This window comes from Brevundimonas denitrificans, assembly GCF_030160755.1.
Classification (GTDB): domain Bacteria; phylum Pseudomonadota; class Alphaproteobacteria; order Caulobacterales; family Caulobacteraceae; genus Brevundimonas; species Brevundimonas denitrificans.
Genome location: NZ_BSOY01000010.1, coordinates 1 through 17,417, shown reverse-complemented (window position 1 = coordinate 17,417; position 17,417 = coordinate 1). Strand labels below are relative to the sequence as shown.

Annotated in this window: 19 protein-coding genes; 13 read left to right on the top strand and 6 right to left on the bottom strand. The window is 70.2% G+C overall.

The genetic code is table 11. The features are described from left to right. The first annotated feature begins 39 nt into the window (after nt 1-39). The 3 genes from QQJ79_RS03840 (at nt 40) to QQJ79_RS03830 (ending at nt 3,522) form a co-directional block, all read left to right on the top strand. A complete protein-coding gene (locus QQJ79_RS03840) occupies nt 40-927 on the top strand; it encodes a glycine--tRNA ligase subunit alpha (RefSeq protein WP_284221290.1) in 888 nt (295 codons plus the stop codon). Further along, nucleotides 927-2,990, top strand: coding sequence for a glycine--tRNA ligase subunit beta (gene glyS / locus QQJ79_RS03835; protein ID WP_284221288.1), 2,064 nt, complete (start codon nt 927-929; stop codon nt 2,988-2,990). Before QQJ79_RS03840 ends, glyS begins: the two co-directional genes overlap by 1 nt. 82 nt (nt 2,991-3,072) lie before the next feature. Next, nucleotides 3,073-3,522, top strand: a complete 450-nt coding sequence (locus QQJ79_RS03830; protein WP_284221286.1) for a DUF3592 domain-containing protein — start codon at nt 3,073-3,075, stop codon at nt 3,520-3,522. A gap of 279 nt (nt 3,523-3,801) precedes the next feature. Here QQJ79_RS03830 and QQJ79_RS03825 read toward each other — a convergent pair whose 3' ends face one another. The 5 genes from QQJ79_RS03825 to QQJ79_RS03805 form a co-directional block, all read right to left on the bottom strand. Further along, nucleotides 3,802-4,752 carry a glycerophosphodiester phosphodiesterase family protein gene (locus QQJ79_RS03825; RefSeq protein ID WP_284221285.1) on the bottom strand — a complete coding sequence of 317 codons (951 nt, stop codon included), beginning with the start codon at nt 4,750-4,752 and terminating at the stop codon, nt 3,802-3,804. Nucleotides 4,753-4,804: 52 nt separating this feature from the next. Then, nucleotides 4,805-5,710: a cobalamin biosynthesis protein CbiG gene (locus tag QQJ79_RS03820; protein ID WP_284221279.1), complete on the bottom strand. Its 906-nt coding sequence runs from the start codon at nt 5,708-5,710 to the stop codon at nt 4,805-4,807. Between the two features lie 234 nt (nt 5,711-5,944). After that, on the bottom strand, nt 5,945-6,451 hold the full coding sequence (locus QQJ79_RS03815) for a hypothetical protein (RefSeq protein WP_284221375.1): 507 nt from the start codon (nt 6,449-6,451) through the stop codon (nt 5,945-5,947). Between the two features lie 11 nt (nt 6,452-6,462). Next, nucleotides 6,463-7,260 (bottom strand): exodeoxyribonuclease III, encoded by a 798-nt coding sequence (locus QQJ79_RS03810; RefSeq protein ID WP_284221277.1) that lies wholly within the window; start codon nt 7,258-7,260, stop codon nt 6,463-6,465. Nucleotides 7,261-7,367: 107 nt separating this feature from the next. Further along, nucleotides 7,368-8,360 carry a hypothetical protein gene (locus QQJ79_RS03805; protein ID WP_284221276.1) on the bottom strand — a complete coding sequence of 331 codons (993 nt, stop codon included), beginning with the start codon at nt 8,358-8,360 and terminating at the stop codon, nt 7,368-7,370. Between the two features lie 140 nt (nt 8,361-8,500). Between QQJ79_RS03805 and QQJ79_RS03800 the strand changes: the two genes are divergently transcribed. From QQJ79_RS03800 to QQJ79_RS03775, 6 genes are all read left to right on the top strand, one after another. After that, on the top strand, nt 8,501-9,592 hold the full coding sequence (locus QQJ79_RS03800; protein WP_284221274.1) for an MBL fold metallo-hydrolase: 1,092 nt from the start codon (nt 8,501-8,503) through the stop codon (nt 9,590-9,592). Next, the gene (locus QQJ79_RS03795) at nt 9,589-10,362 is read left to right on the top strand and encodes an enoyl-CoA hydratase (protein WP_284221273.1); all 774 of its coding nucleotides are present in this window, start codon (nt 9,589-9,591) and stop codon (nt 10,360-10,362) included. The genes QQJ79_RS03800 and QQJ79_RS03795 overlap by 4 nt, the downstream gene beginning before the upstream one ends. A 34-nt stretch (nt 10,363-10,396) precedes the next feature. Continuing rightward, nucleotides 10,397-10,885: a GNAT family N-acetyltransferase gene (locus QQJ79_RS03790; protein ID WP_284221271.1), complete on the top strand. Its 489-nt coding sequence runs from the start codon at nt 10,397-10,399 to the stop codon at nt 10,883-10,885. An 86-nt stretch (nt 10,886-10,971) separates the two neighbouring features. Beyond that, nucleotides 10,972-11,538, top strand: coding sequence for a DUF1285 domain-containing protein (locus tag QQJ79_RS03785; RefSeq protein WP_284221268.1), 567 nt, complete (start codon nt 10,972-10,974; stop codon nt 11,536-11,538). Next, nucleotides 11,535-12,194 carry a CoA pyrophosphatase gene (locus QQJ79_RS03780; RefSeq protein ID WP_284221266.1) on the top strand — a complete coding sequence of 220 codons (660 nt, stop codon included), beginning with the start codon at nt 11,535-11,537 and terminating at the stop codon, nt 12,192-12,194. Before QQJ79_RS03785 ends, QQJ79_RS03780 begins: the two co-directional genes overlap by 4 nt. Nucleotides 12,195-12,244: 50 nt before the next feature. Further along, nucleotides 12,245-13,399, top strand: coding sequence for a CCA tRNA nucleotidyltransferase (locus tag QQJ79_RS03775; protein ID WP_431307568.1), 1,155 nt, complete (start codon nt 12,245-12,247; stop codon nt 13,397-13,399). A 50-nt stretch (nt 13,400-13,449) separates the two neighbouring features. On the opposite strand, the gene QQJ79_RS03770 is transcribed toward QQJ79_RS03775, so the two are convergent. Beyond that, a complete protein-coding gene (locus QQJ79_RS03770; protein WP_284221263.1) occupies nt 13,450-14,364 on the bottom strand; it encodes an endonuclease/exonuclease/phosphatase family protein in 915 nt (304 codons plus the stop codon). A gap of 114 nt (nt 14,365-14,478) precedes the next feature. On the opposite strand from QQJ79_RS03770, the gene QQJ79_RS03765 reads away from it, so the two are divergent. From QQJ79_RS03765 to QQJ79_RS03750, 4 genes are all read left to right on the top strand, one after another. Further along, the gene (locus QQJ79_RS03765; RefSeq protein WP_284221260.1) at nt 14,479-14,952 is read left to right on the top strand and encodes a DUF4112 domain-containing protein; all 474 of its coding nucleotides are present in this window, start codon (nt 14,479-14,481) and stop codon (nt 14,950-14,952) included. 61 nt (nt 14,953-15,013) lie between these two features. After that, nucleotides 15,014-15,574, top strand: a complete 561-nt coding sequence (locus QQJ79_RS03760) for a sigma-70 family RNA polymerase sigma factor (RefSeq protein ID WP_284221257.1) — start codon at nt 15,014-15,016, stop codon at nt 15,572-15,574. After that, the gene (locus QQJ79_RS03755; protein ID WP_284221255.1) at nt 15,571-16,299 is read left to right on the top strand and encodes an anti-sigma factor; all 729 of its coding nucleotides are present in this window, start codon (nt 15,571-15,573) and stop codon (nt 16,297-16,299) included. Before QQJ79_RS03760 ends, QQJ79_RS03755 begins: the two co-directional genes overlap by 4 nt. 281 nt (nt 16,300-16,580) lie before the next feature. Further along, nucleotides 16,581-17,417, top strand: an 837-nt coding sequence (locus tag QQJ79_RS03750; protein ID WP_284221254.1) for a DUF2793 domain-containing protein, incomplete at its 3' end; no start/stop codon positions are given.

Below are 17,417 nucleotides of genomic sequence, written 5' to 3'. Positions count from 1 at the left end.
AGGGTCCGCCGCCTTCTTCCCCGGACGAAAAAGCTGCCCGTGACGACCGAACCGCTCGCCTTCCAGGACCTGATCCTGACGCTTCACAAATACTGGGGCGATCAGGGCTGCGCGATCCTGCAGCCCTATGACATCGAGGTCGGCGCCGGGACCCTGCATCCGGCGACCGTGCTGCGGGCGCTCGGGCCGCGCCCTTGGAAGGCCGCCTATGTGCAGCCGTCGCGGCGGCCCGGCGATGGGCGCTATGGCGAAAATCCCAATAGATTACAGCACTATTACCAGTATCAGGTGATCCTGAAGCCGAACCCGGACGACCTGCAGGCCCTGTATCTGGGCTCGCTGGCGGCGATCGGCATCGATCCGAAACTGCACGACATCCGCTTCGTCGAGGACGACTGGGAGAACCCGACCGTCGGCGCCTGGGGGCTGGGCTGGGAGGTCTGGTGCGACGGGATGGAGGTGACGCAGTTCACCTATTTCCAGGGCGTTGGCGGGATCGAGGTCGACGTCGTCTCGGGCGAGCTGACCTACGGGCTGGAGCGTCTGGCCATGTACGTCCAGGGCGTCGACAACGTCTACGACCTGAGGTTCACCAAGGAGGGCCTGACCTATGGCGAGGTCTTCCTCGAGAACGAGCGCCAGCAGTCGGAGGCCAATTTCCACGGCTATGACGTCGACGGGTTGAAGCGCCGGTTCGAGGACATGGTTGGCGAGGTCGGGCGCTTGCTGGCGATGAAGGGTCCGCAGGACCAGGCCCTGGTGCTGCCGGCCTATGACCAGGTGCTGAAGGCCAGCCACCTGTTCAATCTGATGGACGCCCGCGGGGCGATCGCCGTCGCCGAACGCCAGAGCTACATCGGGCGCATCCGGGATCTGTGTAAGGCCTGCGCCACCGAATGGGTCGAGCAGGAAAGGGGGCGCGTCTGATGGCCCAGTTTCTTCTCGAACTCTTCTCTGAAGAAATCCCGGCCCGCATGCAGGGCGGGGCGGCGCGTGACCTGGAGCGGATGGCCGCCGAGCGGCTGAAGGCCGCTGGCCTGACCTATGACGCCCTGACGACCTTCGCCGGGCCGCGGCGGTTGACGCTGGTGGTCGAAGGGCTGCCCAAGGCGACGCCGGACCGCGAGGAAGAGGTCAAGGGCCCGCGGGCCAATGCGCCGGAACAGGCCCTGGAAGGCTTCCTGCGGAAGACCGGTCTGACGAAGGACCAGCTGGTCGAGCGCGACGGGGTCTTCTTCGCTGTCCTCAGCAGCAAGGGCCAGCCGACCGCCGAACTGATCCCCGGCATGGTCGACCAGATCGTGCGCGGCTTCCCCTGGCCCAAGTCGATGCGCTGGGGTTCGGGGACGCTGCGCTGGGTGCGGCCGCTGAAGCGGATCGTGGCCCTGTTCGACGGCCATGTCGTGCCGTTCGAGATCGACGGGATCGCCTCGGGCGAGCTGACCGAGGGGCATCGCTTCCTCGGCTGCGGCCGGCCGTTCGCGGTCAAGGATTTCGCGGATTACCGGGCGAAGCTCGAGAGCGATTTCGTCCTGCTGGACGCCGTCGACCGGCGGCTGAAGATCCTCGAGGCGGCGCAGAAGGTCTGCGCCGACCGGGGCTTCGCCCTCGTCGATGACGACGGCCTGCTGGACGAGGTGGCGGGGCTGGCCGAATGGCCGACGCCGATCCTGGGCGACATGGACCCGGCCTTCCTGAGCCTGCCCCCCGAGGTGGTGCGGCTGTCGATGAAGGTGCACCAGAAATATTTCGCGGTGCGCGATCCGGCCAAACACGGCCTGGCCCCGCATTTCGTGGTCGTGGCCAATGTCGAGGCGACGGACGGCGGCAAGGCGCTGGCCGCCGGCAACAGCCGCGTGCTGTCGGCGCGTCTGGATGACGCGCGCTTCTTCTGGGACGAGGACCTGAAGACCGGGTTCGAGGTCTGGTCGAGGAAGCTGGAGGGGGTGACCTTCCACGCCAGGCTGGGGACGCTGGCCGAGCGCGTCGAACGGATCGCGGCGCTGGCCCGTGAGATCGCGCCGCTGGTCGGGGCCGATCCGGATCAGGCGGAGGCGGCCGCGAAGCTGGCCAAGGCTGATTTGTCGGCCGCCATGGTCGGGGAGTTCCCCGAACTGCAGGGCGTCATGGGCGGCTACTACGCCCGCGCCGCCGGCCATCCGGACGCCGTCGCCGATGCCGTGCGCGATCACTACAAGCCTCAGGGCCCGGCGGACTCGGTGCCGACCGCGCCGCTGACGGTGGCGGTGGCGCTGGCCGACAAGCTGGACACGCTGGTCGGGTTCTTCGCGATCGATGAGAAGCCGACGGGGTCGAAGGATCCGTTTGCGCTGCGGCGGGCGGCGCTGGGGGTCATCCGGCTGGTGCTGGATAATCAGGCGCGGATCGGACTGTCCAACCAAGCTGTCGCTCCTGCCTTGGCGGGTCTCTCGGGCCTAGCCAGGGCCGTCGACAAACTGTCGATCGAGACCGAAGTGGTCGCCTTCTTCGCCGACCGCCTGAAGGTCCTCCTCCGCGATCAGGGCAAGCGTCACGATCTCGTCGACGCCGTCTTCGCGCTCGGCGACGACGACCTCGTCCGCATCGTGCGGCGGGTGGAGGCGCTGGACGGCTTCCTCGCGACGGACGACGGGGCCAATCTGCTGGCCGGGTACAAGCGGGCGTCCAACATCCTCAGGGCAGAGGAGAAGAAGGGGGCCGTGCCGACCGGCATGGTCCGGACCGGCCTGCCCGGACAGCCGGAACAGGAGACGGCCCTGGCCTTCGCCGCCGCCGCCGCCGCGACCGCCGTGGACGCCGCGCTGGAGACCGAGGATTTCGCCGCCGCCATGACGGCGCTGGCGCGGTTGCGGGCGCCGGTGGACGCCTTCTTCGACAAGGTGATGGTCAACTCCGAGGTGGCCGAGGAGCGGGACAACCGGCTGAAACTGCTGGGGCAGGTCCGCGCGGTCATGGGCCGGGTGGCGGACTTCGGGATGATCGCGGGCTGAATCCCGCAATTGGGGGACGCCCGACTCGCCGCGTTTTGGTTGACTGACCTCTGGTCTGTCAACTTCCGGTGAGGCGTCCGTCATGGTGTTGGGAATCTTCGGTGTGGCCATCGCGTTGATCGCGCTCACCTGGTGGTGGCATGGCCGTCGGATGAAGAAGGTCAGGTCGCAGGCGGCATGGCCCACCGCCGAGGCCGCCATCCAGTCCTCCGGCATCCGCGAGGCCGAAGAGGTCGACTACGAAGGGGCCCGCGAAACGGCCTATTATCCGGAGATCGCCTTCAGCTATGCGGCGGGCGGCCAGAGCCACGTCGGCAAGGCCATTCAGCCGGGCGCTGCGCTGAGCTATACCAGCCAGGCCCGGGCGCAAGAGGTTTGCGCCCGCTATCCGGTCGGCGGCAAGGCGAAGGTCCGCTACAATCCGGCGGCGCCCTCGGAAGCCTATCTGCAGATCCCCAAGGCGGACCTGGGCATGCCGATCATCGTGACCATCGCAGTGGTCGTGATCGCCTTCTTCGCCGCCGCCGCCTGATCTCCCGGCATTACCGGGGCCTTCCCCCGAAAAATCGCGAAAAGCTGTCTTCTCGACCCTGTCGGGGCGTGGGCCAGCGGTGGCTGGGCCGTGGGTTACACCGCGCCTGGAGCGGTCGCGGGGGTGTGGCTTGTCAAAGACCGGCGGCGGTTCGGGGACCGACAGGGTCTATTTTACCGGGGCGCCAACCTGCGCTGAGGAGAAAAATTTCGCGCAGGGGCGAGAAGGGCGCTTTGGGGGTCGAAAGGGGACGGAGGATCGGGGGCGGGAAGAAAGGCCTCAGCGGGCGAGGGCCGGCTGGTCCATGAAGGCGGCGTCCAGCCCATACTCCGCGAACCGCGCCAGCCGCTCCCGCAACCGCCCGTGCCCGGCCGGGTCGGCGCCGATGCGGTCGGCTTCGGGCAGGAAGATGTTCTCGGCGCGGAAGGTCCAGGCGGCGACCTTGAGGCCGGCGGCGTGGGCGTCGGGGATCAAGGTGGTGGGCGCGCCGGGGGGTGGTTCGATCAGGGCCGTGTCGGCGCCGATCCAGTCGGCGTATCCGCCGACAGCGGCGAGGCCCTGCGGCGTGGTCATGGCGGCGTAGTCAAGGTCCGGCCGGTCGAAGGGGCCGCCGGACGCGGCGATCAGTTGCAGCAGGGGGGCGGCGAGGCGGGCGCGGAGGCGCTGCAGCGGGCCGACCTCGAAACACTGGATCAGGATCGGGGCGTCGGCGCCGGTCAGGCCGCGCCGCTTAAGGATGGCGACGAAGGCGTCCTCCACCGGCAGGCCGAGGGCGGCGAAATACGTCGGGTGTTTCAGTTCGGGGGCGACGCCGACGCCGGCTGAGGCGGCGAGGTCGAGGACCTCCTCGAAGGTCAGGATCGGCTCCTGTCCGTCGAAGGCGGTGTTGGCGGGGCGCAGCTCGGGCAGGCGTTCGCGGGCGCGCAGGGTCTTCAGTTCGGCGAGGGTGAAGTCCTCGGTGAACCAGCCTGTGACGGATTCGCCGTCGATGGTTTTCGTGGTGTGGCGATCGGCGAATTCGGGGCGGGCGGCGACGTCGGTGGTTCCGCTGATCTCGTTCTCGTGGCGGACGATCAGGACGCCGTCCCGGGTCATGACCAGATCGGGCTCGATGAAGTCCGCGCCCTGCTGGATGGCCCGTTCATAGGCGGCGCGGGTGTGTTCGGGGCGTTCGCCCGAGGCGCCGCGGTGGGCGATGATGAGGGGGCGGGACGGTGTTTGCATGGGCATCCCCCTCATCCGGCCCTCCGGGCCGCCTTCTCCCCCAAGGGGAGAAGGAACGCTACGCCCCCAGAATCCAGCCCTCTTCCTGTTCGACCTGCGCGATCAGGGCCTCGCTCGCGCCCTTGGGCGGGGCGAAGGCGGCGGAGAGGGCGCCGGATTCGTCGAGTTTGGCGAAATGTTCGGCCGTGACCCGCACCTGGGCCTGGTCCTTGAACTCGCCCTCAGCGGGTTTGGCGTCGAACATGGACGGCCAGACCTCCACCACCAGGGCCGAGAGCGGTTCGACGTCGGCGGCGTCCAGCGCGCGCCAGCCGGTGCCGAAGGGCCAGACGGCGCCCGAGGGGCCGAGCTTCTCGAGCAGGCGGCGCACCGCCGGAATGCCGACCAGGGTCTGGCCGCCGACCGCGCCGGCGCCGTGCATCTGCCAGACCGACTTGGGCTGGAGCTTGCCCTTGCGGACCGCGTCCTGCGTCGCGCGGTATTCGGGGATGTCGGCGCCCGAGCCGGCCGGGGGCTTGGTCGTGGTCAGCCAGCGCTGGGCCTGATTGGCCGGCGCGCCCCACATGGGCCAGGCGTTGTCGGTCATCAGCCGGTTGATCTTGGCCGCGACCTGGTAGCGGTTGTTGGTGTTGTCGGGCTTGTCGACCACGTTGGCGGCGAGGAATTTCCACATCGCCGACCAGGGGGTTCCGGTCAGCTTCAGCCGCGCGGCCGTGCCGGCGGGGAAGCCGAAGTTGAAGTCGAAGCCGACCAGCACCCGGTCGCCGCGCTTGCGGTGTTCGGCCAGCAGGGAGGCCAGCAGGGCCTCGCCCTCGGCCCGGGTCGCGACGTTGTGGGTCTCGGTATAGAGGCGGAAACGCACGTCGCGTTTGGCCACGCCGAGCCACAGGGACGTATCGCCGAGCTTCTTGCCCTCGGCGGCGGTCCAGTCAGCGATGATGTAGGCGTCGAACAGGCGGGCCACGGGGGCTCCTCAGGGTACTCGGTCACAGGGAATGGGGGGTTCTAGCGGTCCGGGGGCGGGGGCGGAAGGGCTCTGCTGTCTCCTCCCCACATCGTGGGGAGCGGGACCGCCGGAACGGCGGTGGAGGGGTGATGCGGCGGGTCGTTGGATCGCATGCGATCCGCCTCCACCCCTCCACCATCCTTCGCCTGCGGCTCCGGATGGTCCCCCTCCCCGCAGAGCGGGGAGGAGACACTAGCCTTTGAGCAAGGCCTCCAGGTGCGAGAGCCAGCGGCGGCCGAGGCGGAGGGCCTCGCCGGGGGAGCTGGTCTGGACCGGCAGGGTGGCGTCCCACAGGGCCAGTTCGAACTCGGGATGTCGGGCGTCGGCGAACATCAGCCGCAGCACCACCTGTTCGGCGTCGGGCGCCATGAGGTCCAGCGCCTTGCGGGCCTCGCCGCGGCGGACGCGGGCGACGACATGGCCGTCGACGATGATCTCGCCGCCCTCGATCTCCTCGAAGGCGTAGACCAGACCGGAGCCGCCCCGGTTCCAGAGCACCGCCACCTGGGCCCCGTCGAAGTCGAGACCGGCGGCGCGGCCCTCGGCGGGCGACAGGGCCTCGGCCTCGGGCACGGCGCCGAGCGATTTCAGCAGGGCCCGGCGCATGCGGCGGATCGGCTCCATCCACCAGGCCAGGACCAGGGCTCCCGTGGTCAGGGCCGCCGCCGCCAGGGCCACCAGCAGTATGACCCTGAGCACATCGGCCAAGCTCAGTCCTCCAGCTCGACGACGACGGGGACGTGGTCCGAGGGCTTGTCCATGTCGCGGGCGTCGCGATGGGTCTCGACGCCGACGAAGCGGTCGGCCGCCTGCGGGGACAGCAGGTGGAAGTCGATGCGGATGCCGTGGTCGCGCTGCCAGGCGCCGGCCTGGTAGTCCCAGAAGGTGAAGGTCCCGGGCGGCTGTTTGCCGAGTTCGCCCGCGTCCGACAGGCCGAGGTGGCGCAGGGCGCGGAAGGCGGCGCGGCTCTCCGGCTGGAACAGGGCGTCCGCAGCCCAGGCGGACGGGTTCCTGGCGTCGTCGGGCGTGGGGATGACATTGTAGTCGCCGCACAGGGTGAAGGCCTCTTCCTGCCGCAGCAGGTCGCGGGCGTGGGCCTCGAGGCGGTCCATCCAGGCGAGCTTGTAGGCGAATTTCTCCGTGCCGATCGGATTGCCGTTGGGCAGGTAGAGGCAGCCGACGCGGACCGGGCGCGGGCATTCGATCACGGCCTCGATGTAGCGGGCCTGTTCGAACTCCGCCTCGAAGCCCGAGGCGTCGACGCCGGGCAGGCCGCGCCGCACGTCGCTGAGCGGGTGTTTCGAGAGCAGGGCGACGCCGTTGTAGGTCTTCTGGCCGTGGGTCTCGACGTTGTAGCCGAGCGACTCAAAGGCCTCGCGGGGGAATTTCTCGTCCAGGCATTTGATCTCCTGGAAGCCGACCACGTCGGGCTGCGCCGCTTCCAGCCAGGCCAGCACCGTCGGCAGGCGGGCGTTGACGGAGTTCACATTCCAGGTGGCGATACGCATACGCCATGCTTACGGCGCGTCGGGGCGGTCTGTGAAGCGGGGATCGCCCAAACGAAAACGCCCCGGAGCGAACTCCGGGGCGCTGACTCGAAGGAATATCCATCCGACTATTCGGCCAGGGCGGGAGCCGGGGTGAACCGGCAGCCGCCGCCGATGCGCTGGGCGGTGGCGCAGGGATAGATCTGCTGGGTCACGCCCTCGTTGTTGAGGCGGGCGATATAGCCTTCGCCCTCGGCGGCGCATTTGGCCTCGTAGAAGCGGCCGTTGGCGTTGGAGCCCATCAGGCGGACCTGGGTGACGTCGCAGGCCGCGGCCTCGGTGCCGGCCAGTTTGGGCTCGAAGCCGTCGGCCTGTTCCTGGCCCGTGGTGAAGCGGCAGGTTCCGCCGGTCGAATTGACCTGCAGGCAGTCCTTCAGGTCCCAGCCGGTCCCGACGCGCTCCAGCCAGTAGCCGTCCGCGCCGGCGCAGCCGACCTCATAGACGATGTTGTCGGCGTCGCTCTTGCCGATGGCGACGGCCTCGTCGACCGTGCAGGTCACGCCAGCGGTGCGAGCCCAGCCGCCGATGACGGCCAGTCCGTTCTGGTTGGCGGGCAGGAGGCACTGCTGGCCGACGTCGGCGGCGGGATCGCGCAGCCGGGCGGTGTAGGCGGTGCCGGCCAGCTCGAGGCAGTTGAAGCTCTGGGGCGGGGTCGACTCGATCAGGATGAGGCCGGGGCCTTCCGAACAGGCGGCTTCATAGATTTTCTGCTGTTCGGCGTTGATGCCGGGCTGGGCGGCCTCGGTCACCTGGCAGGCGGCGCCGGCGGCGACGACGAGGGCCTGGGCGGCGGCCTTGATTTCCTCGGGCGTGGGAGCGGCCGGGGGCGGAGCCGCGCGCTGGCGGGTGGCCCGGCTGTCCGGCACGCGATCGCGACGACCGCCGCCGATGCGGCCGGGCATGACGCTCTCGCCGCGAATGGTTCCGGAGGCCCGGTCGGATTCCGAACGGCCGCCCGGATCGGGATTGTCGGGGACATCCTGGGCGAAGGCGGGCTGGGCCGCGACCAGCGCCAGGGCGAGGGCGCCGCCCACGAGCGCGAGCAACTTTTTGTGGAACACGAGAACACTCCGGATGGGAAAACCGTCGGCTCAACCCTTGGCGGGCCGATGTGGCGGGGTCAAGGCATGCCCGCGCGGGCGGCTGGACGCCGGCGGCCGCTTCGGCGTATCAAGGTCATGAGTTGCAATTGGAGACGGACTTGGCGGACGGAGTCGCCCCGGCGGAGATCGATCAGGCGGCGCGCGACGGGCGCGGCCTGACCTATCCGCATCCCGTACCGCCCGGTTTCGGCGAGGCCGTGGCGGTCGCGCCGGGCGTGCTGTGGATGCGGCTGTCGATGCCGATCGCGCTCAACCACATCAATGTCTATGCGGTCGAGGACGGCGAAGGCTGGGCCGTGATCGACACCGGGCTGAACATTCCGGATTCGCGCGACCGCTGGGAGGCGATGCTGGCGGGGCCCCTGGGCGGCCGGCCGGTGACGCGGGTGATCTGCACCCATATGCACCCCGACCACATCGGCCTGGCCGGCTGGCTGTGCGAGCGGACGGGCGCGCCGCTGGTGATGACGCGGGTGGAATATGTCACGGCGCGGATGCTGCTGGCGGATACGGGACAGCCGGCGCCGGAGGCGGGCGCGGTCCATTACCGCGCGGCCGGCTGGGACGAGGCGCAGGTCGAGACCTGGCGTCGCGAATACGGCCAGTTCGGGCGCGCCGTCTCGCCCATGCCCGCCGGCTATGTGCGGATGCGCGAGGGAGACCGGCTGAGCATCGGCGGGCAGGACTGGCGGGTGGTGGTCGGCGAGGGGCACAGTCCGGAGCACGCCTGCCTGTGGCGCGAGGCCGACGGCGTGGTGCTGGGCGGCGACCAGATCCTGCCGCGGATCTCGTCGAACGTGTCGGTCTGGCCGACGGAGCCCGAGGCGGATCCGCTGGGCGACTGGCTGGACTCGCTGGAGCGGATGAAGGACGTCCTGCCCCACGACGGACTGATCCTGCCGTCGCATGGCGAGCCGTTCCACGGCGTGCACACGCGGCTGGACGCCCTGATCCGGGGCCATGAGGTCTCGCTGAAGCGGCTGGAGAAGGCGTTGAAGACGCCGAAGCGGGCGGTCGACGTGTTCGGCGCCTTGTTCGCCCGCGCGGTCGGGGACGGGGTGCGGGGCATGGCCACGGGCGAGGCGATCGCGCATCTCAACTATCTGCTGCATCGGGGCCGGGTCAGCCGGGTCCGGGACGCTGACGGCGTGGACTGGTGGACGATGATCAAACGGAGAGAGGCGGCGTGACCGACCAAATTCAGACCGAACTGGCGGGCGGCGTCCTGACCGTCACCCTGGCGCGGCCGGAGAAGAAGAACGCCATCACCCAGGCCATGTACGCCGTGCTGGCCGAGGCGACCAATCGGGCGCGGACGGACGACGCCGTGCGGGTACTGGTCTTCAAGGGGCAGGGCGACAGTTTTTCGGCGGGCAATGACATCGCCGACTTCATCGCGCTCGGTTCGCAGGGCCAGCAGCCGGCCCAGATGCCGGTGTTCGACTTTCTCAAGGCGCTGGCCGATCTGGACAAGCCGGCGGTGGCCGCGGTCCGGGGGCGGGCGGTCGGGATCGGCCTGACGCTGCTGCTGCACTGCGACATGGTGGTGGTGGCGGAAGACGCCCTGCTGTCGGTTCCCTTCATCAATCTGGCGCTGGCGCCGGAAGCGGCGTCGTCGCTGCTGCTGCCGGCGGTGCTGGGGCATCAGCGGGCGTTCGAGCTGTTCGCCCTCGGCGAGCCCATCGACGGGCGCACGGCGGTCGCCTGGGGCCTGGCCAACCGGGCCGTACCGGCGGACCAGGTCGATGCGACAGCCGCCGAACTGGCCGGCAAACTGGCCGCCCGGGCGCCCAACTCCATCCGCAAGACCAAGCGGTTGATGCGCGACGCCGAACGGCTGTGGGCGTTGATGCAGCGCGAGGGCGAGGCCTTCGGCAGCCAGATGTCGAGCCCCGAGGCGATGGAGGCCTTCATGGCCTTCAGCCAGAAGCGGGCGCCGGATTTCTCAAAAGCCGGTTGATTCGCGGGTCCGCGAGCCCTAGTTGCGCGCCCTCATGTTCGACGCCCCCGTCAGACCCGCGCCCCAAGACGCCCCTTGGCGCATCGAGATCGAAGTCCCCGACGATGCGGCGGCGGTCGAGGGTCTGGTGCTGGCCGCCTTCGGTCCGGGGCGATTCGCCAAGACGGCGGAACGGCTGAGGGAGCGGGCCCGCATCGCCGCCGGCTTCGTGGCGCGTGAGGACGGTCGGATCATCGGTTCGGTGCGGCTGTGGGCCATCACCATCGATGGCGAACCGGCGCTGTTCCTCGGCCCCATAGCCGTTTCAGCCGCCAGCCGCCGTGCGGGCCTCGGCGCCGATCTGGTGCAGGCCTGCCTGGATCATGCCGGGGATGTCGGCATCCTGCTGGTCGGCGATCTTCCCTATTTCGGCCGGTTCAGCTTCCGCCCCGCGCCGGATGTGCGTCTGTCCGGGCCTGTCGACCAAAGCCGCGTCCTGTGGCGCGGCGCGGGCGAACCCGAAGGGCTTGTGGTCGCCAACTGAGCCCTTCCGCCGCAAGGGGGGAAGGGAACGGCGGGGCCAGCCACGGAAGGCATTGCCAGAGTCCTCGCAAACCCTAAGTCTGGGCCATGGCTGAATCCCCGGACAACAAGACCGGACTGGCGGGCGTCGCCGCGGCGGCGAAACAGGCGCCGGGTCGTGGCCTGCCGCCCGTGCACCTGTGGCATCCGGCGCATTGCGGCGAGATCGACATCGTCATCCGCCGGGACGGTCTGTGGATGCACGAGGGTTCGCCGATCGGGCGGGCCGAGCTGGTGCGGCTGTTCTCGACCGTGCTGCGCAAGGATGACGACGGCTATGTGCTGGTCACGCCGGGCGAGAAGCTGTCGATCCAGGTCGAGGACCTGCCCTTCCGGGCGGTGAGCGTGACGCGGCGCGGCGAGGCGCTGGTCTTCACCACCGATGTGGGGGACGAGACAGAGGCGGGGGCGGAGCATCCGATCCGTGTGGAGACCGACCCGGAAACCGGCGAGCCGTCGCCGTCGGTGCATGTCCGCGCCGGTCTGTGGGCGCGGATCGCGCGACCGGTCTTCTATGAACTGGTCGAGATGGCGGGCGTCGAGGACGGACGGCTGACGGTGCGCTCGGGCGGCGTCGCCTTCGCCCTGGGTCCGGTCGGGGCGGGCGTGGAATGAGCCTGGCCACCCTGCGCGAGCGTCTGATCGAGCATCTGGAGCCTGCGGTCAGCTGGACGGCGGATCGCCCCCCCGCGCGGTCGGACTTCGACCTCAACCCGGAGGCGGAGCGGCCCGTGCGGACGCTGAGACCGGCCGCCGTTCTGATCCCGGTGATCGCGGAACCCGACGGGGCGACGGTGCTGATGACGCGACGCTCCGACAGTCTGGCCAGCCACACGGGCCAGATCGCCTTTCCCGGCGGGCGGCTGGATCCCGGCGAGACGGCAGTCGAGGCGGCCCTGCGCGAGGCCTTCGAGGAGGTGGCGCTGGACCCGGCGCTGGTCGAGGTGCTGGGCGTCGGCGAAGCCTATGAGACCGGCACCAGCTTTCTGGTGACGCCGGTGATCGGCTGGTTGACCGCGAAGCCGGCGACGACGCCGTCCCTGGATGAGGTGGCCGAGGTGTTCGAGGTTCCGTGGGACTATCTGATGGACCCCGCCAACCATCGTCGCGATTCCTACGACCGCGAGGGCCAGCCGCGCCGCTGGTACTGGGCCATCACGCATGAGGAGCGCTACATCTGGGGGGTGACGGCGGGGATCGTGCGGGCGCTGCGGACGCGGCTGTATGGCGAGGACGCCGGCCCCGATGTCGTGGCGGAGGACGCGGCGTGATCCGGCTCGATGACCAACCGTGGCTCAAGGCTTCGGCCACGCGCGCCGTGATGGCGGCGCTGGAGGCGGCGGGCGGTCCCGGCTGCGCCCGCTTCGTCGGCGGCTGCGTCCGCAACGCCCTGATCGGGGCACCGGTGGCCGACATCGACATCGCCACGACGCTGAAGCCGGAAGAGACCGACCGCGCCATCCGCGCCGCCGGGCTGAAGTCCGTGCCGACCGGCATCGCCCACGGCACGGTGACGGCGGTGTCAGAGCGGCAGCCGTTCGAGATCACGACCCTGCGCCGCGACGTCTCCACGGACGGCCGAAACGCCACGGTGGCCTTTACCGACGACTGGGCCGAGGACGCGGCCCGCCGCGATTTCCGCCTCAACGCCCTCTATGCCGACGGCGAGGGGCGGGTGTTCGATCCGACCGGCGAAGGCGTCGCGGATGCGGCGGCGGGGCGGATCGTCTTCGTCGGCGATCCGGAGACGCGTATCCGCGAGGATTATCTGCGCATCCTGCGCTTCTTCCGCTTCTTCGCCTGGTACGGCCGGGGCGAGCCCGATGAAGCGGCGCTGAAAGCCTGCCGCGAACTTGCGCCCGGCATGACGCGTCTGTCCGCCGAACGCGTGTCCAAGGAGCTGATGACGCTTCTCGCCGCGCCCGATCCACTCGTCGCCATGGCGGCGATGACGGACGCCGGGGTGTTGGCGCAGATACTGCCGGAGGCGGCGAACGGTCCGTTGTTCGAGGCGGCGGTCGGGCTGAGCGCCGATCCGGTGATCCGGCTGATGACGCTGTTCCCGACCGACGAGCGTCTGGTGAGGGAGGCGTCGGCGCGTCTGAGGTTTTCCAACGCCACCCGGGACCGGCTGGCCGCCGCCGCCGCGGCCGCGCCCGCGGTCAGGCTGACGATGAGCGACCCCGAGGTCCGGGCCGCCGTCTATCGCCACGGCGCCCGGACGGTGGCCGACGCCGTGTACCGGCGGTGGGCGGAGAGCCCCGAGGGGGCGGATGCGGCGCAACGGCTTCTGGCGCTGGCCGAGAGCTGGCGGCGACCGTCCATGCCGGTCGGGGGCCGCGAGCTGGCCCGGCTGGGCGTGGAGCCGGGACCGGAGACCGGGCGGCTGCTCAAGGCGTTCGAGGACGGCTGGATCGCGGACGACTTTCCGTCAGAGGGTCATGCGGAACGACTGGCTGCGCTGGTCAGGCCGTGATTCCGGACTGAAATCCGAGACCTGTCGGACTTCGTCCAGCAAGACCGATTTCAGTCCGCCGCGCGGGTGATTTCGGTCACGACCGGGCGATGGTCCGAACCGGTCGGGCGGCCGAGATGGCGGCTGACGAAGGCGAGATCCCGCGAGGCGTAGACCTGGTCGATGGTGATCGCCAGGGGTGACGGCAGCTTGTCGGGCCAGGTGCCGGGAAAGCCCGGCGCGGGATGAAGGCCGATGTCGCGTTGGATCTGTTTGCCGATGCGGGCGCTGGAAACGCTGTTGAAATCGCCGGCGACCACGACCGGGCCGTCGAGGCCTTCGACGACCGCAGTCAGCGCCATGGTCTGGCTGATCTGGCCCCAGGAGTGCACGAACGGCCATGGCCGGGTCAGGTGGACGCCGACCACATTGACCGGGCCCAGCGGCGTTCGCACCGTCGCGGCCACGGCGTGCAGACCGGGGGAATCGGCCCGCGCCGTGAGGGGCCAGCGCGATGCAATCACCGACCTTGATGGGCCGCGGGTCTGGTCGAGCCGCATCGAGGCGGCGCGGTGCGGATAGCCGGCGAGCAGGTCGTCGATCTCCCGCGCCGGATCGCTGGCCAGCTCGATCAGGACGACGATGTCAGCGTCCGCGGCCTCGATCGACCGGCGGATCCGGGCCGTGTCGTCGTTCAGATAGAAGATATTGGCCGAATAGACCCGCACAATGGCTGCGTCGGGGTCGGGGGCCGGCGCCTTGGGAAACCACTGCGGCCAGACCGCGAGGGCCAGCAGGAGGCTGGTCAGCGCGCCGAGACCCGCCGGAGCCTTCATCCGCAGCAGACCCACCCCGACGGTCAGAAGGACGGTCGCGATCAGCACCGGCGCCGTGAACTGGGCCAGCAGGTCCACCGCGCGGTTGTCGGCGCCCGCGAGCACGAGGACGGCGGCGCCCGCCACCGGGATCAGGCCCGAAAGGAGCAACGCCTCCAGCCACCGCCGCCGGGTCCAGTCCGGCAGAGTGAATCGCGGACCTTGCCTTTCCGGGTGAACGGGGTTCGTCATGGCGCGTTACGGTCTCGCTTCAGGAGGGCAGACATGGCCAGACGGTCCGTCGCGGATATCGAGAAGATCTGGTCCAATGTCGAGGGCGTCAAGAAACTGTCCGACCGGGCGGTCGGCATCGGCCCGTTCGGGATCGGGCTGGACGGCCTCCTGACCTGGATACCGGTCGTGGGCACGGTTTACAGCGTCGGCGCGGCGGCCTGGCTGCTGATCCAGGCCGCTCAGGCCCGGGCCACGCCGGCGACCCTGTTGCGGATGGTCAGCTACCTCGGACTCGACACGGCGACGACGGCGGTGGGCGAGGTGATCCCGTTCGCGCCGGACGTGGTCGACCTTCTGTTCCCCGGCCACCTGATGGCGGCCAAGGCGCTGCAAAAGGACATCGAAAGCACCCACTGGGTCGAGGCCAGCGAGCGGGAGGCGCGCGCCTCGGGGGCGCATGAGGGCCATGTCGCCGACATGCGCCGCAATCCAAAGCTGCGGCGGATCGTCTATCTGCATGACTGAACGGCTTGACGAACTCCCGCCGTCGCCGCCAAGTCAGTCCTCCCCTATGCCGGACCTCTGAATGAGCGCGATTCTGACCCGAGACGAACTGGCCCAGGCGCTCGGCCGCGCGGGCGAAGGGGATCGCGCGGCCTTCCGCCGCGTCTATGAGGCGACCTCCGCGAAGCTATTGGGCGTGACCCTGCGTATCTTGGCTGACCGACAGCTCGCCGAGGACGTTTTGCAGGACACCTATCTGACCGTATGGAGGAAGGCCGGGAGCTTTGATGCGACCCGCGCGAGCCCCATCACCTGGCTGGTGACCATCGCCCGCAACCGGGCGATCGACCGGCTGAGGTCAGGCGCGGCCATGCGCAAATCGACGCCGATCGACGAAACCGTAACTGTCATCGCCGACGACGCCCCGTCGCCGGCCCAGGCCCTGGAGACCGGCGACGACGTGCGCCGCCTCAACGACTGCCTCGGCCAGCTGGACGACCGGACCGGCGGCGCCATCCGCACGGCCTTTATCGAGGGCGTGACCTATGACGCCCTGGCGGTGCGCGAGAATGTGCCGCTGGGCACGATGAAGAGCTGGATCCGGCGCGGATTGATGCGGCTGAGGATGTGTCTCGAATCATGACCGATCCCACGGACATCGGCGGCATGGACGAGGATCTGGCCCTGGCCGGGGAGCTGGCGCTGCGCGTTCTGTCGCCGGAGGACGAGGCCGCGGCCCGCGCCCGTGAGGCCGCCGATCCCGCCTTCGCCGCCCATGTCGAGGCCTGGAACGAGCGTCTGGGCGGACTGGCCGACGGAATCGTCCCGGTCGAGCCCTCGCCCTGGGTCTGGCCGCGCGTCGAGGCGGGGCTGACGCCGCCGGTCGCCGCCAATGACAACAGCATCGTCTTCTGGCGCCGCTGGGCCATCGGCTCGACGGGCCTGCTGGCCGCCAGTCTGGCGGCGGTCGTCATGCTGCTGGCCCAGCCGGAGCCCGCGCCGGTCGCGACGCCGGAGCCGGCGCCTGCGGTCATCCGGGTGGCGACCCTGACGCTGGAAAGCGGCGCGGCGGCGATGACGCTGGCCTATGACGCCAACACCGGCGAACTCTACCTGGCGCCGACGACGGAGATGGCGGGCGACACGCGGGTGCCGCACCTGTGGCTGGTCATGCCCGAGGGCGGGGTCCAGCTGGTCGGCGCCATCGACGGTTCAACCACCTCGCGGCACCATCTGGGTCAGGCCCTGTCCGGCCCGGCCGGATCGGCCAATGCGGTCGCGGTGTCGATGGAAGCGCCCGGACATACGCCGGCCCCGAACAAGCCGGACGGCCCGGTCGTCGCCCAGGGCGCGTTGCAGCGGCTGTAGTCTGCATCCGGCGCCGAACCGCCGCCGTAGCTGTGCTGACGGGTTCGTAGCGGTCTCGCGCAAGCGCGCCGCCTGGTCCTGACAGCCTGCGGGCCCGTCTGCGGGGAGGCCGTCCAGCCCTTCCAACTACGGCCTCCCCGCTACCTTTTCGCCGATTGTCAGCATATTCCGACGCGCCAGATCGTTGATTATGCGACGTTTCGTGTCGCCTGCAGCGTCACCAGCCCGCCTGAGGAAGCCCTCCCGCCAGACTGATCTCCGACACGATTTCGGAGATTTCCATGAGCGACGATCACAGCGCGAGGCTGGCCCTGCCGTATCTGGCGGCCGGGCAGATGCAGAAGCACGTCACCCTGAATGAGGCCCTGACCCGGCTGGACGCCCTGGTCCAGACCGTTGTGGTCAGCCGCACGACCACGGCCCAGCCGGGCGCGCCCGCCGACGGCGGCCTCTGGATACTGCCGGCCGGGGCGACGGGCGCGGACTGGAGCACCCGGCCCACGGGCGCGCTGGTGCGGGCGGAGGGCGGCGGCTGGACGGTCGTACAGACCGGCGACGGCCTGATCGCCCTGGTGGAGGACGCCGACGAGGTCGTGGTGCGGCATGGGGGCGACTGGGCGCCGCTGGGAGCGCGGCTGGGCGTGGCGCAGGCGCTGAGTCGGCTGGGGATCGGGACGACGGCGGATGCGGCCAATCCGTTTGCGGCGCGGTTGAACACGGCCCTGTGGACGGCGCTGGAAGCCTGGGCCGGGGGCACGGGCGATCTGCGGCTGACGCTGAACAAGGAGACGTCCGGCGACGTGCTGTCGCTGCTGTTCCAGAGCGGCTGGGGCGGGCGGGCGGAACTGGGGCTGGTCGGGGATGACGACCTCAGGCTCAAGGTCAGCGCCGACGGTTCGAGCTGGCATGACGCCTTCGCGGTGGACCGCGCCACGGGCCGGATGACCTTTGCGCAGGGCGCGGGGCGGCGGGCCGTGACGGTCCTCACCGCAGATGGAAGCTATGCCGTGCCGGCGTGGGCGCGCAGCGTCGAGGCCGTGATGGTCGGAGGCGGCGGCGGGGGCGGAGCGGGCGCCTTCGGCGCATCCGGCTCGCGCTTCGGCGGCGGCGACGGCGGG

Excerpts from the sequence above, each read along its gene's own strand:
- QQJ79_RS03825 (WP_284221285.1), bottom strand. The coding sequence starts at position 4,752 with ATGCCCATGCAAACACCGTCCCGCCCCCTCATCATCGCCCACCGCGGC.
- QQJ79_RS03755 (WP_284221255.1), top strand. The coding sequence starts at position 15,571 with ATGACCGATCCCACGGACATCGGCGGCATGGACGAGGATCTGGCCCTG.
- QQJ79_RS03810 (WP_284221277.1), bottom strand. The coding sequence starts at position 7,260 with ATGCGTATCGCCACCTGGAATGTGAACTCCGTCAACGCCCGCCTGCCG.
- QQJ79_RS03780 (WP_284221266.1), top strand. The coding sequence starts at position 11,535 with ATGAGCCTGGCCACCCTGCGCGAGCGTCTGATCGAGCATCTGGAGCCT.
- QQJ79_RS03765 (WP_284221260.1), top strand. The coding sequence starts at position 14,479 with ATGGCCAGACGGTCCGTCGCGGATATCGAGAAGATCTGGTCCAATGTC.
- QQJ79_RS03785 (WP_284221268.1), top strand. The coding sequence starts at position 10,972 with ATGGCTGAATCCCCGGACAACAAGACCGGACTGGCGGGCGTCGCCGCG.
- QQJ79_RS03830 (WP_284221286.1), top strand. The coding sequence starts at position 3,073 with ATGGTGTTGGGAATCTTCGGTGTGGCCATCGCGTTGATCGCGCTCACC.
- QQJ79_RS03790 (WP_284221271.1), top strand. The coding sequence starts at position 10,397 with ATGTTCGACGCCCCCGTCAGACCCGCGCCCCAAGACGCCCCTTGGCGC.
- QQJ79_RS03775 (WP_431307568.1), top strand. The coding sequence starts at position 12,245 with ATGGCGGCGCTGGAGGCGGCGGGCGGTCCCGGCTGCGCCCGCTTCGTC.
- glyS (WP_284221288.1), top strand. The coding sequence starts at position 927 with ATGGCCCAGTTTCTTCTCGAACTCTTCTCTGAAGAAATCCCGGCCCGC.
- QQJ79_RS03760 (WP_284221257.1), top strand. The coding sequence starts at position 15,014 with ATGAGCGCGATTCTGACCCGAGACGAACTGGCCCAGGCGCTCGGCCGC.